Source organism: Hymenobacter endophyticus, assembly GCF_032464715.1.
GTDB classification, from domain to species: Bacteria; Bacteroidota; Bacteroidia; order Cytophagales; family Hymenobacteraceae; genus Hymenobacter; species Hymenobacter endophyticus.
Genome location: NZ_JAWDJT010000012.1, coordinates 109165 through 123380 on the forward strand (window position 1 = coordinate 109165; position 14216 = coordinate 123380).

Sequence of the window (14216 nt, forward strand, 5' to 3'; positions counted from 1 at the left end):
GTCCCTAATATGGACGACTACCAGGAAGACACCCGCTACGCCGAAGATGTGGAAATGGACGGTGACGAGTACGGCCCGTATGATGACGGCCCGGGGGGGGACTTCGAGTATGAGGACGGATACCAGGACGACGCCGCCGACTTTGAGGCCCGCGAGCTGAGCCACGATCTGGAAATGGACTAATCCGCAAAAAAGCGGCCCGGGCAACGTGCTCCGGGCCGCTTTTCGGTTCTGGCGACATTCCTCCCAACGGCCCCGCTATCTAGCTTCGGCGGTAAAGGCGCAGCCGCAATCCGGCCAGCAGCACCAGCACCAGCATAGCCCCGCCCACGAAGCCCAGCAGCAGCCCATAGCGCGGGGCGGGGTGGCGGATGGCCTCGGTGATGAAATCGGCGGCCAGACTAGCCTGGCCTAGTAGCAGAATCAAAAAGGAACGGCGGTACTCCAGGCGTCTCAACGCGGAACCCTGTTGCAGCGGCCCGGCCGCCAAGTGCAACCCAAGGAAAGCGACGGCCAGCACCGGCAGCGGCGGCAGGAAACGTTGCAGAACAGCGGCCAGCGCAATGGCCAGCACCGTGCCGACGGCGGCGGCGGCCAGCGTGCGGTTGTAAGGGGGATAGAGTAAGCGCATACGATCAGGCTGCGGATTCAAGATTACGACTCACGGCCAGCAAAAACTGTTCCCGCCGTTCCCACTCCCGCGCGTTTTCCTCCTGGGTGGTCAGGCGCGGCCGGTCGTCCTGGCCGCCCCGCCCGGCCCATTCGCTCATCAGCCGGCCGGCGTGCCGGTACGCGCGGCTGATGAGGTAAACGCGGGTGGCCAGCGGCTCCGGCTCGTTGAGCGCCTCCAGGGCCCGGGCCAGCAGCCGGGCCTCTTCCTGAGTAGCCCGGAGCTGGGCAAACAGCAGCGCCGACCGGGCCTGGTCCTGGGTGCGGTGCAACATCTGCGGATCATGGCGTAGCTGCTCGGCGGCGGCCGCCACGTCGGGCAATGGGGGGGAGGGTAGTGTCAGCATCAGGCCGCGGCTTGGGGTTCGTGGATTGTGTAAGTGGTGCGCCCGCCCAACAGCCAGGCATCGTATTCCTCATCCAGCAGAACTTCCTGCTGGATCTGCGGCATCGAGTAGAAGTCCAGCGGCAGTTCCAGCGTGACTTCCTCGCGGTGGGTGTACGTGGTGAAGGTGGCCTTTACGAACGTGCAATAGGGCTCCACGCCTAATGCCTCCGCCGGCAACGACTCGTCCGCCTGTGCCGGCCGGGTAGGTAGCTGCACCTCGGCCGGCAATTCCAGCAGGGGCATGGGCGGGTGGCTTGGGATCAGCTCAAAGGCCCTCAGGAAGGAATACGGGTCTCTCTCGTGTCGGGGCTCCTGGGTGCGCACCTGCACGAAACGCCCATGGGGTAGCGCGTACACGTACGGGTCGTTCATTTCCGGCCACTGGCCCCGCACCCCGGCAAACATACTTGGCTCCAGTGCTGGCTCGTCCGACGCCCCGGCGCCCATCGTGAAGTGCCCGGCCGGCAGCTCCAGGCGGTGCCATCCCCAATCCTGGGCCTCCTCTTCCAGCACGAAGGGAAGTACCAGCTCAAAGTTCAGGGGCAGGGCCTCCCCGTTCTTGCGGTTAAACCAAAAGTTCAGCGGCTGATCGGTCAGATTGATGAGTACCATGGTCAGAAACAAAAGGTTAGCAGTGAGTAGGGGCGGGTACCGGCTCGGGCATGGCCAGCACTTTCGCCACAATGGCCGGCGTCATCAGCGTTGCCAGCGTCGGCTGCCAGCGCCGCACGTAGGCCGCGGCGTATGCATTCTCCGGGCGCAACAGCAGCACCGTTTCAAAGCTCTCCGGGATGCGGTCGGGCCGGTGCAGGTACGTGGCCAGCAGCCAGGTCGCCCGGGCCGGCGTGGTGACCTCCAGCAGCCGCTGCCCGTCGAGCGAATCCACCTCGTGCATCACCTTTGTAAACAGGTCGGCCAGATACTCCGCGTTGCAGCCCAGCGGGGCCGGCACCCGGCTGGTGGGCCCGGTAATTTCCTCCCCCTGGATGTAGTAGATGATGGGCTTTCCGCCCCACCGCTCCCCTTCGGGGTAGGCATACACCAACAGACGGGACTGGGTGGGCGTGCTCACCCAGTAGTAGCGGTAGGTCGGCTCCAGCGTGTGGCCCGCCCCGCCGCTCAGGATACGGCCGCCGGCTGCCAGCCGCGACAGAGTGGATTGGCAGGCTTCCATTCGGGCACAGACGGCGTTCATTTGAGCTACAGTTTTCATCGTATTTCGAGCGGCTGGTTACTACTGATTATACGAACTTCCCCCTGCTTTTGATTCAATAATTAAATCAAAAACCGGGGGAAGTGCCTTATTTCACGCAAAAAGTTTACCCCTCTTCCGGCACCGCTTCCACCGCCTTTCCACAACCTGGGCACCAGGCCAGCCCCTGGGGAATGTCCAGTGGTATTTCCGTGTGGTTTTCGACCTGGTGCGCAGCCTGCGCGGCCTCCGCCAAATACGCCTCCCCCTCACAGAAAGGGCACGTACCGCAGATGGGACTGTCTATTTCATCGTACACGAAATAGATGTTTTCAATGGGGGGAGCTGCTTTCTGTTCCATGGGAAAGGGGGGCCGCTTAGCGGCGGTTAGAGTTGCGGCCGGTGTAGCCGGCATCGTTAATGGTTTCCCCGCGCAGCGTGCGCAACTGCCGGGTGGCGTGGTAGATATCCCAGCCCATTGCCTGGCTGCGCTTGCGCGCCTTCGGCGTTAGCAGGTGAATGCCCTTGCCCTGCTGGCGGTTCTCCGGCTGGTTCTCGTACTCGACGAGCCGGGCCGCGAGCTGGCGCACATGCTCGGCCAGCTCCGGTTCCGTCATCTGGAAAATATCGGGAGCCTTCTTGCTTCTGCGCATGGCTAGAAGGGGTAAAAGGGGGCCTGCTGCAAGCGTTTCCGGCGGCGGTTTTCGCGGCGTAGAAACAGATACTCCGCCTTCCGGGTGAACTGGAACTCCACCCGCCGGTACACGGTGCTGCTGAACTCGTCATACTCCACGTCCCAGCCGTAGCCGTACACGTAATAGTCCTTTTTTCGCCAAGCCTTCCAACCCTCGGTAGCTTTCAACCGCTTTTTGAGCTTACGCGGTATTTTTACGTGCGGGCGGTACCATTTCGGGCTGTCGGGATGCAAGTAGTCGGGGTGCATAACCTGTCTTTTGTTATACTTCTTATACGATATAACGCCGGGCATTGATGCAGTAATTACATCATCATTTCGATCCACCCACCTTTCTCCCCCACGGCCCCGCTTTCTGCAACTCCCCTGGCCGGGGCGGGGCTCGATGCCCCGCCCCGGCCAATCGCGGAACCGCGCCCGGCCCCTTTCGGAGCCGGGCCGGTGCCGGCCTACTCGCCGGCCTCGCTGCTGGTCTGCTCTTGGTCCTCGTCGCTTTCGGCAACCTCGGGGGCCAGCATGAACCGGACGGCCTTTTCTGCTTGCGAAGCGGCCTGAATCACTAGCTTGTTATCGTTGCGCAGGGCCTGCAGCCAGTTGGCGATATAGGCGGCATTGTGGGCCATAATGCCGGGATCAATGCCGGCCATCCCGCACAGAAACGACGCACCCATTTCTGCAATCAGTTCCTCCTTGGCGTAGTTCTCCGCGCCGAAGCCTACCCAGTTTACGATTCCGTCCCGGTTCAGGCGTTTCTGGTGGCCGGTGCTGTGCACCAGCTCGTGGTACAGCGTGCTGTAGTACGTGCCGGAATTTGTGAAGCTCTCGCGGGTGGGCATATTCACGTAATCGAGGCCGGGGGAGTAGTACGCCCGCTGCTGCATGAAGCGGATAGCGGGCTTGGTGGTGTAAGCATCAACCAGCGCCTCAGCCTGCTCAATGGTGGGTACCTGTGCTTCTTCGCGGGGCTGGGGCAACTCGAAGTCGATCCCGTCAATCTGCGAATAGTGGAAAACGGTAAAGTATTGCAGAGTTCCGCGCTGCTCCTTCTTCTTGCCTTCGGGCTGGGGCTGGCCTTCGGCGGCGGGCTTGGTGCGCTCGGCCGGACGGAAAAAGGTAATCAGGTGGCCCTTCTCGCCTCGGCGAACCTGCCCCCCGAGTGCCTTTGCCTGATTGTACGTCAAATACAGCGCTGGGCGGCCGGCGGCTACCAGATTCAGGTAAAACGCATTGAAGCCGGAATACTCGCGCTTAGTGGCGTAGTTGCTCGGCCAGATGCCGTTGGCCCCTTGGCTCCACGGCTGTTTCCATGCTACCACGCCCTTTTCGAGCTGGTCGATAATCAGGTTGGTTACAACCTCATACACATTGCGCTTGGCAGTGGTGGCGGCGGGGGCGGTGGCGGGCTTCTTGCTCATCGGAGTAGGGGATTAAGAATCGGGCTTTGTTGCCTGATTTCTAAGTATATATACGTCTTACCCCGTCTTTTTGATGCAATGATTAAATCAAAAAAGTGACTTTCTCGTCCGGCCCGATCTTTCTCCCCACTGCCCCGAATTTTGGATCCCCCCCCCCCCCCCCGCCAGCCCGTAAAAAGCAATGAGGTGGCCCGCCAGATTCGGCGGGCCACCTCGCCCTGAGTATTCCGTTCCCGGCCCCGAGCCGGCCGCTCAGACCGTGCGGCGGCCCGTGCGGGCGGCCCACCCGAAATAGTAGTTGTGCGTCCGGGCGGCCAGATGCTCGACGATGGCCTCCACGGGCCAACCCATCTGCTCGCGCGACAGGAATATTTCGAAGGTGGGTTTGTCCCGGTACTCAATCAGGAAGTAGCCGCTTCCGTCCAGTAGATGTTCTTTCGCTACCAGCCGGTAGCCGGTGCGGGCCTGCAGCCGGGTAGTGATCTGCGTAATGAGGGGGACGAGGGGGGCAATAACAGGGGCCATATTCAAGTCATTAATCAGCCGGCATGTATCCGCTGGCAGCTACGTATATATACGGATTTACGCCGTTTTTGATCCACTTATCAGATCATTCCGCCACCTACTTTAAGCAGCCGGGCCTTTCCCCCTTACCGCCCGATATTTCATCTAATCAACTCGGTAGAAACGGACGCAGCATGGCACTTTTTCAGTGCGATGCTGCGTCCGTTTCGGCCTTGTTTCATCGGGGGGGGGCTAACCCGGCCACGGTGGCGTTTTCAGCCACGGTGGCCGGGTTGTGCGGGGGGGCGCGGTGCCGGGGAATTTCAGGGCTTACCGGGAGGGTATGTCGCGTGAGATACTGTGATGAAATGCAAGCAAAGACTGCGCTTTAGCTTAAAAAGAAGAAACTTTTTATTTTAGCAATTGCTTAAATTCGCAAGTAGTACCTTTGCATAACCATGACTAAAAAAGCTACTGCCTGCATCCGGGTATTCGCTGATACGGCCCGTATCGAGCAGTGCCAGGCGCGATTGGCGCACGTTGAGCCGGCCCTTCAGTCCCTGGCCTCGGTCCTAGCCCTGGCCGGCAACGAGGTGCGCCTAAAAATTCTGCTGCTACTGGCCGACGAACAGCAGTTGTGCGTGTGCGACATCGCCGACGTGCTGCAAATGACCGTCTCGGCCGTGTCCCAGCACTTACGCAAGCTCAAAGATGGGGGCGTGCTGCACGCCCATAAGGTCGGCCAGACCGTGTTTTATGCCCTCAGCCAACCGCATTTACCCATTCTGCAACCGCTATTGGCGGGCTTAGCGGCCACTCCTTCGCTTCAATCGGCCTTATGAATACTTCCCCTTCTTCCAACAAACCCCTGCTCGGGGCCGGCTTGGTGGCGGCGCTGGCCGCGTCGCTGTGCTGCATCACGCCGTTGCTGGCGGTCCTGGGGGGCCTGGGCGGCGTGGCCTCGGCCTTTGCCTGGCTCGAACCCCTGCGGCCCTACTCAGTAGCCCTTACCGTGGGTGCACTGGGCTTTGCCTGGTATCAGCAACTCAAACCAGCGCCGGCCGCCGATGCCTGCGGCTGCACAGTGGACACAAAACCCACCTTTATGCAGTCCAAGGTCTTCCTAGGTGTGGTAACGGTACTGGCGGCGCTGCTGCTGGCCTTCCCTTACTACGGGGCAAAGTTGTACCCCACCCCAGTCGCACCCGTTCCAGTGGCCGCAAGTGCAGCCGGACCGGTCTGGCAAACGGCGAACTACCGCATCGGGGGCATGACCTGCGACGCCTGCGCGAAACACGTCGAGCACGCGGTGCAGCAGCTGCCGGGCGTGCAGGCCGTGACCGTTTCCTACGACCAGGGCACAGCGCAAGTCCGCTTTGATGCGGCCAAAAGCCCCGCCGCGCAGGTCGCCCAAGCTATTAACGGCACTGGCTACAAAGTGCTGGCCACGAACTAACCTCCCCCTGCTCCATGCTTACGCTCGAACCAAAGGCCCCGTTGCTTACTTCCGTCCTAACGTGCCCGGTATGCGGCCACGCGCAAGCGGAGCAAATGCCGACCGACGCTTGTCAATATTTCTACGAATGCACGAGTTGCCACACGGTCTTGAAACCGCTGGCCGGTGATTGCTGCGTGTACTGCTCTTATGGCTCGGTGCCCTGTCCGCCCATTCAGGAACAAGGTTCAGGAAGTTGCTGCGGCTAAACTGGTGCTTTCTCGTTGGTTTCGGGGTGAACGGATTCGAGCGCTGCTGCTAATTCGTTAACTGCGGGGTGGTACTGCGGGTCGTACATCCGGTCATTTTTCCACAGAGAGTAGCAAAGCAGGAGGAGTTTGCGCATGACCGCAATCACACCAGGCTTGCCGTTGGGGTGTCTCGCCCGCAGTCGGGTATAGAAGGCCATCTGCTGCGGGTTGTAACGCAAGCTGCTGATAGCCGGTAGATAAAGGGCCGTACGCAAGCGTACGTTCCCTCGGCGCGAGATGCGCGTGGCTCCGGCAAACAGCCCACTTTGGCGTTGCACTACATCCAACCCGGCGTAGGAAGCCAGTTGCCGCTCGTTATCCACGAGCACGAAGCCGCTGGTTTCGGCGACGACCACGATAGCGGTGGTCAAACCGATGCCAGGCACACTCGTCAGCTGTCTCAACTTGCGACCAAGTTCGGGTTCCGCTTCCAGCAAGGCGGCGAGGTCCTGGTCAACGGCGAGCAACTGCTGCTGAATAAGTGTTTGTTGGGTGGCCAAGCGGGACAGGGAACGGGCATCGGGTTGATAGCTGTGCTGATAGGCATGGATTTTCACCTTGAGGCGTGCCCCATGTCCGGTTAAGCTTTGCCGCTCGCGGGCCAGCGCCCGTAATTGCCGTAAGGCTGGTGAGGGCGGTTGCCAGGCAGGCAAGGCACGCTCCAACCCGAGCCGGCAGAGTAAGCGCGCATCAAGTTGGTCCGTTTTGCTCTTTTGCTCGGTGCTCTGTGCAAAATGCTTCGCCTTGTTGGGGAGGAGCACGCTGAGTGCTTGCGCCTTATCACTTAGAAAATAGGCCAGTTCTTCGTAGTAGACGCCTGTGGCCTCTACTACAAACCAAATGGGAGCCGGCAGCACCGCTTGTTTTTCAGTCCAACTAAGCAAAGCAGCAAAGCCAGTCAGCGTGTTGTCGAATGATGTCTGTTTGCCGAAGCGCAGGTGCTGGCGGGCATCAATTTGCCCAAAACAGGCGACGAAAGTATCTTTCGCAATGGCGATGCCCACGACAAATTTGAGTGGGCTGGTGCAGGGATGGGCGGTAGGCATAAGGAAATGAAAAAAGGGGAAGAACTAGCCAGTCCGGTTTTTACCGCAACTCTCCTTGCACAAATGCGGGATGCCAACGCCGGGCTCCCTCCATACTGTTCAGTCTTCAGGCAAAAACGGGAAACGAGGCACAGTCTCTAACGCGCAATGTCAGGGCCGAAGCCCCGCATTTAGGGATAGTTGGTGACCTCGTTTCCTTTTCTGGCTACCCTTCTACGAAAGGCACTGCAATCATACAAGGGATAGGAGGGGTTTAGTCCGAAGGACCGCAGCGGCAGCGGAGCCCCGGATAGCCCGGCCCGAAGGGACACGCCCGCCACGCACCGAAACCGCATAATCGGTAGCTACCTAAAGAAAAAGGCCCCCATCGTGCCGTGGGAGCCTTTTTCTCATTCAGGATGGACCCTTACTTAAAAGGGAAGATCATTGTCATCGTCGCTCCCGACGGGCTGGGCGGCAGGTTGAGCGGTCCGGGCGGGCTGCTGTTTCTGCTGCTGGGCCGGTGCCGCATTGGAAGTTTTCTCGATGCGCCAGGCCTCCAGGTTGGTGAAGTAGAGAATCTGGCCATTTTTGCTGAAGCCGCGGCCGCGAAGGTTAAAGGAGATCTTCGCTTCGTCGCCGATTTTGAAGCTATCGACCAGAGAGGTTTTATCCTGGCTCAGCTGAAACTTGATGTGCTCCGGATACTGTCCTTCAACAACTTCAAGCACAAATTCCCGCTTGCGGAATTTCTCGCTTACCTGTTGCTCGTCGAAGATTTCGTGAATGCGGCCAACGGCCTCGTAGGAACTGGTCATACAGAAGAAGGAAAATAAGGACGATTCGTCCGTGAAAAAAAGTTACAGGGTGAAAGCGGGTAATGCCCCGGAGCGGGGGCGCGGGCTGGGGCTGCAGCCCCAGGCCATTAGCAGCGGCCCGTTGTGGGCCTCAGTGCCGGCCTGGCCCCAGATGTCAAAACTGACCTCGACGTGCGTACCGATTTCGGGTAACACGATGGGGAGCTTATCGTCAACGTGGAATACCAGGTAGGGACGTGGGCTGTACGAGTCCGTAACGCGGAGGCGGAAGGCGGGCCGCTGCGAATCGGCGGCGGAATCCTGCCCGGCGGCGGGCGGACAGGGAAGCAGATAGCCATGCAGATGAAAGCGCATAAGATGGGCGGTTGGGAAGAAAGGGTTAGCGTTCGATTTCGCTGGCCTGCCGCTGGGGCTGCGCTTTCTCAGCGCGGGCGGCCGCCTGCTGGCGAAGCGTCTGGGCCTCACCGGTTTCCTGCACCTGCACGCTGTTGGAGCGGGCGGCCCGCTCGAACGTGGTGTTGATCTCGCGGATGCTTGGCGAATCCGTGCGGTAGCTGACATCGTATTCGGTACGCCGGATACCGTTGTCGGCCACTACGGCCTTGGCTTCCCCGGTCTTGGCTCCTGCGGCCTCGAAGGCATCCGCCACGCGCTGGGCCCGTTCGTTTGGCACGTCCTTCAGGGCCTGGTCAGGCTTATCCTCGACGACTACTTTGGCCTGCAGGCTGGCGCCACTCTCGGCCGTGCGGGCCTTGTCGGCGGCTTGCTGGGTTTCCTGCCGTCCTTCCGCTCCGTGGGCACTGGCCTGCAGCTGCTGCTGATCGGCTTTGGAAGTGAGCGTACGGCTTTCCTCGGCCTGCTGGCGGGCATCTACCTGCTGCTGGGCTACTGCCGGGGGGACGGGCTGGCCCGGGCCCTCGGCGGTGCGCTGCTGGTCGTTCTGCCGGTTTTCCACCTCGCGTCCCCGTTCCCAGCCCTGGCCGTTGCGCTCCCGGATCAACACGACGTCCTGGCTGCGGGCGTCGCTGAGCTGCTGGTGAATCTGCGGCAGCTCCGGTTGATCTACGCGGTAGCCGACCATCATGCCCAGGCGGGGCTGGTCGGCCACGCCGGCCACGGGCCGGATTTCATCGACCGTCGCCCCGGCCTCCTGCAACTGCTTGCGCAGCAAGCGCAATGTATCCTCATTGTAGCCGCGGTCAAGTACCGAAATCTCCGTGTAGCGCACCTGGTGGCTCGTGTCGGGCTGGCGTAGCGCCTCGGAGGCCTCCGAGTACAACGGAGCCCGCAACGGAGCGGCCGGGGCTTCGTTCGGGGCGCTGGCCGGGGCGGCAGTTACCTCAGCGCCGCTGCCCTGCGCCCGGGGCGCGGCTTCCGCAGCCGGCGTGGCCACGTCGGCGTAGCGGCCCTGCTGCTGCTGCTGAGCCTGCTCCCAGTTCACGCCTGGCTCGCGCTGCAGCCGGGCGGCTTCTATCGTGCGTTCCGCCACCTGACCGGCCCGGTCTTTCACCTGCACGTCGTCCGCGCCCTGGGCCAGCTGCTGCAGCTGCTGGTGCACCTGCGGCAGCTCGGGCTGGTCGATCCGGTAGCCGATGCGCAGATTGAGCGTAGCCTGCTGCTCACCGCCTTCCGTAATGGCACCCGGCGTTGCGCCGGCGGCCTGCAATTGCGCGGCTGCTTGCTCCAGACGCTGCCGGCCGGCAGGGGAGTCGGCCACGACCAATTCCGTGTAGCGTACGGGATGATCCGCCGCCGGGAAGCGCAGGGCCTCCGGCGCGGCTTCGAAGGCAGGGGCGCGCAGCCCCTGGCCAGCCTCCCAGGGTAAGGGCTCCTGCTCCCGCTGCGGCGCAGCCGGTGCCAGCGGAGCCAGATTGGGCACAACTTCGTGCAGCTGCTCTCGCTGCTGGATGTAGGTGCCCGTCCACAGATTCAGGGAGCCGTCGGCCGGGGCATTTCGACTGATGGTATCGAAAGCCTCCCGGATACCCTCGATGCGCGGGCTGTCGAGCTGATACGTGACGGGCACCGTAAACCGCTCCGGTCCGGCATATACACCCTCCACCCGTTCGGGTACCCCAACGATAGCGCCCTGCGCTTCCAGGGTCGTGCGGATTGGTTCGAGGGCGGGCAATTTCTCTTCCGTCACCGTCAGCACTGCCTGCCGCTCCAGCAACGGCCGGTCGCGCTCCGGCAGATTCTCCCACGGCATATTGCCGGCCGGATACCGCTGGTCGATGTCCCGCCAGGCATGATCCGGGGTGGATGTTTCGAGCTTCACGCCGGGCTGCTGGGTTATCGTATCCAACAGGTTGACCAACTGGGCCTCGTGCCGCCCATTGACGGGAATGGCAAACTCAATCCGATTTTCCACGAGCCCGGCCTGATGAGCGGGGGAGCTGGCTGCGGCCGTGCCGGCAACTACCTCCGTGATGGCTCCCAGCTCTGCCAGCTTGCCACTGAGCTTCTCGGTGTATTCCGTGCGGGCCGGATCATTAAGGCTGGCCGTGCGGGCTTCCTGCACCGTGATAACGCCAAGGGCCATTTCCGGCCCCAGCTGCTGATCAGCCATATGCTGACGGGCTTCCCGGGCCATCGAGTTTTCGTAGACAACACCGGCTTTCAGTACACCCACACCGCTGCCGGTTTGATCCTTGTACTCCTCTTCTACCTGGCGGTCCAGGGCGCGGCTGACCAAGGCGACAACCTCCGGCGCATTCAAGGGATACTTAATCAGCAGGGCCTGCTCCTGATCAGTGGTGCGCACGCCTTCTACCCGGGCCCCGGCCCGCTCGAACGACTCCCGGTTGTCCGGCGTGTCGCGCAGCAGCACGACGGCCGTCCCCTCGTCCCACTGACGGCCCCGCTCCGGCATCTCCACGGCCACGGTCGTACCCCGGGCCGTGGCTGCGGCCTGCCGCTCAGCGGTTCCGTTATCGGTCACGGTTACACCTGGTTCTTTTTCCAGCCGCTGCAGCAGTTCGTGCAGCTGCGGCTGCCGCTCATCGTCGATTTTGTACGCGAAGTGAACCCGCGTTGATTCCAGCCCGGTCCGGACCATGTCACGTTCCGGCCAGTCGGTATTCTTCACCTCGGCCCCGTATTTCTCCAGCGAATCCAGCACCTTATTGGCGTAGGAGCTGCTTTCCCGCTGGCCAGCCGGCCCCTCGATGATGAATGAGGGGATGGCCGGGGCCTCGCGCACCTCCACGATGCCGACGCGGGTATCCCGTTCGTTGAGCCGGGCGGCCAGCTGAGCGAGTGCCTGCAGGTCATCGGCCGCCTGGACCGGCGCAAAGGCCTTTTCTACCGGCGAAACTTCCGGCCGGCTACTACGTGCAGCCGTTTCCGCCAGGGTTTGCGCCAGCGCGGCCCCGTTCACCCCCTGGTACGCGCCCTTCAACTGGTTGTATGCTTCGTTAGCGCCCTCGGAAACCTCGGTGCCCGCTGCCGAACCCACTTTACCGGTTCCCGCAACACCTACCTCCGCCTGGGCCTGCGGCCGGGGCGTCAGCGCATCGGCAACCGCAATGCCCAGCAGGGCGTTGCCGAAGGCCTTGTCCTCCTGCTCGTGCTGTTTCTGGGCCTCGGGCGTGTTCTGCTTCCGGGCTTCCTCTTCCTGGCGGCGCTGCTCGGCCTGCTGGCGGCGCTCTTCGTCGCGGGCTTCCTGCTCCTTCTGGGCCTGCAGGTTTTTCTGGCGGGTCATTTCCTCCTTGTGCTGTACCTCCAGCTGGGCCTGGGCCGACAGCTGCTCGCCTTTCAGCCCCTGGTTCATCAGCTCCAGGTCCCGGGTAAAGTCCTTGCTCTGCGGGTACTCGATGCGCAGGAAGCCCGGATTACGCGCCGGGTCCAGCTGCTGCAGCTTGTCCTCCCGCTGCTGGTGCAATTCCCGCGACAGCAGCTCCAGGGCCGGCATATCGGCGTTAAGTGCCGTCACGCGCACGACCGTCTGCGTGGACGAAGTGCGGATTACGTCCATGCTCAGCGGGGGCTGATCCCGCTGCTGGTCGCCGCTGTTGAGCTGGGCAATACGGTCGGCCAGATTGCTTACGGCCGTCCGGCCCTCGTGGGCTTTTTCGGTATTGAATTCAATTTTCAGGTTGGTCGAGTACTTGCCCGAGGTGCCGGCGTGCCAGGCTACCGGCGGGGCCAGCTGCTCAATGAGCGGCAGCTCGTTGGTGCTGCCGGGCTGCCGGGTGCGCGGGGGCTGCAGGTCGTTCAGGTAGTTGATGTTGAAGCGCCGCCCGCCCGGATCATTGTCCTGGCCCAGTACCACTTCCTTTGGCTTCTGGCGGTCGATGATGAGCTGAATCAGCTCAACCTGCCGCTCGGTGACGGTGCCGGCCGTGGCCAGGTACATCGTGTTGGGCTGGGGCTTGCCGTCGCGCCGGTCCAGCTGGTGCTTGCTCAGCGCGTCGATGGCGGACTCCGTTACGACCAACCGATCCAGCGGTTTGCCCGGCTCCGTCATCTTGCTGACCCACAATCCCTCTTTGGGCAACGGCAGCATGTGCTTATAGCCCGTGTTCTTCTCCTCGACCGAGATGATACCGGTCTGGTTATAGAGGGGAAAGGCCGTGTTTTCGTATTTGCCCCGGGCCGTGAACACGCGGCCCTGAAAGGCGGGATTGTCGATGGTCTGGTCCGAGATGCCGCGCGAGTGCAGGTAGCTGCGGTTTTCCAGCTTGGGCTGCACGCCCAGCGCGTCGGCAATGAGCACGTTGCGGCGCTCCTCCAGCGAAAGACCCTGGGGAATCTCCTTCAGCGACGCGATGCGTTCGGGTTTGGGAGCTTCCGCCAGGGTCTTCTGGTCACGTTGCGGCCCATCTTCGTTCAGGTACTGGCGCAGCTGCTGGCGCGTCTGTCCCAGGTTCAGGCCCTGGCCGTACGCGCCGCCCCGCGATTTCACGAAGTCGATGATGGAGCCCCGGTCGTTATCGTCACCGGTATTCATGTACACCTGGTGGTCGCCCTTGCGGGTAACAATCAGGGTTTCGCCCTCCTTGGAGAGCTTCTGCCAGTCGCCGCGGCGACTTTCTTCCTTTACCTGGTAGCCGTGCTGGGCAACGGCATAAGCGGTCAGGTCAATGTTGCGTTTGAAATGATCCAGCTCACCGGAATCATTCGGTCGGTTCTGTTGGGGGTTGTTCGACATAGAGTTTTTTGAGTGCATCGAAGGCACCCGCCTGCTCTTTGTCCTTGAACTGGTACACGTACTGGTCGTCTTCCCGGTGATACTCCGTTTCCAGGCCCATACCGTCGCGCAGAATTCGCTGGACAATGAGGGGGGCTGGACGCTTCGCTTTGTTGTTGCGCAGGGTGATCAGGGCCTGGTAGTTCATGCCCCGTTCACCCTCATTTTCCTTTTCCACCTCTTCGACAAAGGCTTTAAGGCGGCCGTGGCCTAGTTTTTTCAGGAAGCCCTGAGCCAAACCAAGCACCTCCTGGTAGGAAACGGTGAGTTTGCCCAGCTCTCCCTGAAGGAGTGCTTTTCTGAGTTTCTCGTTCATGCTGCGTTGGATTTTGAAGAGGTCGGTTGTGCTCTGAAGGACGCCCAGCTACATGGCCAGTTGCACCCGTCGTTTGCAACAACAAATTAAACATGATTTTTTGATTATCTACGAAATAGCTTTTGGCGCTATTCTGATTATGTCTTCAGACCTCTGCCAGCACACCCGGCCGGCCGGTAAATGTACTTGGAAACTCGATGAAAAATTAACTTTGGGTGAGTTTTTGAAAATTTAATTATGATATAAAAACGAATTATT

The 14216-nt window shown here is 61.5% G+C and carries 18 protein-coding genes; 4 read left to right on the forward strand and 14 right to left on the reverse strand.

Annotated features, from left to right (window positions below):
* Positions 1-9 precede the first annotated feature (9 nt).
* Entirely contained in the window at positions 10-183 is a 174-nt protein-coding gene (locus ROI90_RS16810; protein WP_315999520.1) for a hypothetical protein, read from the forward strand.
* 79 nt (positions 184-262) lie between these two features.
* Here ROI90_RS16810 and ROI90_RS16815 read toward each other — a convergent pair whose 3' ends face one another.
* The 9 genes from ROI90_RS16815 to ROI90_RS16855 all read right to left on the reverse strand — a co-directional run bounded on the left by ROI90_RS16815 (position 263) and on the right by ROI90_RS16855 (position 4883).
* Complete coding sequence (locus ROI90_RS16815; RefSeq protein ID WP_315999521.1) at positions 263-631, reverse strand: hypothetical protein; 369 nt, start codon at positions 629-631, stop codon at positions 263-265.
* Positions 632-635: 4 nt separating this feature from the next.
* Positions 636-1016, reverse strand: a complete 381-nt coding sequence (locus ROI90_RS16820) for a hypothetical protein (protein WP_315999522.1) — start codon at positions 1014-1016, stop codon at positions 636-638.
* On the reverse strand, positions 1016-1669 hold the full coding sequence (locus ROI90_RS16825) for a hypothetical protein (RefSeq protein WP_315999523.1): 654 nt from the start codon (positions 1667-1669) through the stop codon (positions 1016-1018). The genes ROI90_RS16820 and ROI90_RS16825 overlap by 1 nt, the downstream gene beginning before the upstream one ends.
* 16 nt (positions 1670-1685) lie before the next feature.
* On the reverse strand, positions 1686-2252 hold the full coding sequence (locus ROI90_RS16830; protein ID WP_315999524.1) for a hypothetical protein: 567 nt from the start codon (positions 2250-2252) through the stop codon (positions 1686-1688).
* Positions 2253-2376: 124 nt separating this feature from the next.
* A complete protein-coding gene (locus ROI90_RS16835) occupies positions 2377-2610 on the reverse strand; it encodes a hypothetical protein (protein ID WP_315999525.1) in 234 nt (77 codons plus the stop codon).
* Positions 2611-2626: 16 nt separating this feature from the next.
* The gene (locus ROI90_RS16840; protein WP_315999526.1) at positions 2627-2902 is read right to left on the reverse strand and encodes a hypothetical protein; all 276 of its coding nucleotides are present in this window, start codon (positions 2900-2902) and stop codon (positions 2627-2629) included.
* A 2-nt stretch (positions 2903-2904) separates the two neighbouring features.
* Entirely contained in the window at positions 2905-3192 is a 288-nt protein-coding gene (locus ROI90_RS16845; protein WP_315999527.1) for a hypothetical protein, read from the reverse strand.
* Between the two features lie 200 nt (positions 3193-3392).
* Entirely contained in the window at positions 3393-4358 is a 966-nt protein-coding gene (locus ROI90_RS16850; protein ID WP_315999528.1) for an ArdC family protein, read from the reverse strand.
* A gap of 252 nt (positions 4359-4610) precedes the next feature.
* Positions 4611-4883, reverse strand: a complete 273-nt coding sequence (locus ROI90_RS16855) for a hypothetical protein (protein WP_315999529.1) — start codon at positions 4881-4883, stop codon at positions 4611-4613.
* Positions 4884-5320: 437 nt separating this feature from the next.
* Between ROI90_RS16855 and ROI90_RS16860 the strand changes: the two genes are divergently transcribed.
* The 3 genes from ROI90_RS16860 to ROI90_RS16870 are packed head-to-tail and all read left to right on the forward strand — an operon-like array spanning position 5321 to position 6566.
* Positions 5321-5704: an ArsR/SmtB family transcription factor gene (locus ROI90_RS16860; protein WP_044017964.1), complete on the forward strand. Its 384-nt coding sequence runs from the start codon at positions 5321-5323 to the stop codon at positions 5702-5704.
* Complete coding sequence (gene merTP, locus ROI90_RS16865) at positions 5701-6318, forward strand: mercuric transport protein MerTP (RefSeq protein WP_044017963.1); 618 nt, start codon at positions 5701-5703, stop codon at positions 6316-6318. The genes ROI90_RS16860 and merTP overlap by 4 nt, the downstream gene beginning before the upstream one ends.
* Before the next feature lie 14 nt (positions 6319-6332).
* Positions 6333-6566: a GDCCVxC domain-containing (seleno)protein gene (locus ROI90_RS16870; RefSeq protein WP_071884577.1), complete on the forward strand. Its 234-nt coding sequence runs from the start codon at positions 6333-6335 to the stop codon at positions 6564-6566.
* Here ROI90_RS16870 and ROI90_RS16875 read toward each other — a convergent pair.
* The 5 genes from ROI90_RS16875 to ROI90_RS16895 form a co-directional block, all read right to left on the reverse strand.
* Positions 6563-7654, reverse strand: a complete 1092-nt coding sequence (locus ROI90_RS16875; RefSeq protein ID WP_315999530.1) for an IS110 family RNA-guided transposase — start codon at positions 7652-7654, stop codon at positions 6563-6565. The two genes, ROI90_RS16870 and ROI90_RS16875, sit on opposite strands and share 4 nt — an antisense overlap.
* 410 nt (positions 7655-8064) lie before the next feature.
* On the reverse strand, positions 8065-8451 hold the full coding sequence (locus ROI90_RS16880; RefSeq protein WP_315999531.1) for a DUF3127 domain-containing protein: 387 nt from the start codon (positions 8449-8451) through the stop codon (positions 8065-8067).
* Positions 8452-8493: 42 nt separating this feature from the next.
* Positions 8494-8805: a hypothetical protein gene (locus ROI90_RS16885; protein WP_315999532.1), complete on the reverse strand. Its 312-nt coding sequence runs from the start codon at positions 8803-8805 to the stop codon at positions 8494-8496.
* Positions 8806-8830: 25 nt separating this feature from the next.
* A complete protein-coding gene (locus ROI90_RS16890; RefSeq protein ID WP_315999533.1) occupies positions 8831-13603 on the reverse strand; it encodes a toprim domain-containing protein in 4773 nt (1590 codons plus the stop codon).
* Positions 13569-13958 carry a hypothetical protein gene (locus tag ROI90_RS16895; protein ID WP_315999534.1) on the reverse strand — a complete coding sequence of 130 codons (390 nt, stop codon included), beginning with the start codon at positions 13956-13958 and terminating at the stop codon, positions 13569-13571. The genes ROI90_RS16890 and ROI90_RS16895 overlap by 35 nt, the downstream gene beginning before the upstream one ends.
* Positions 13959-14216 lie beyond the last annotated feature (258 nt).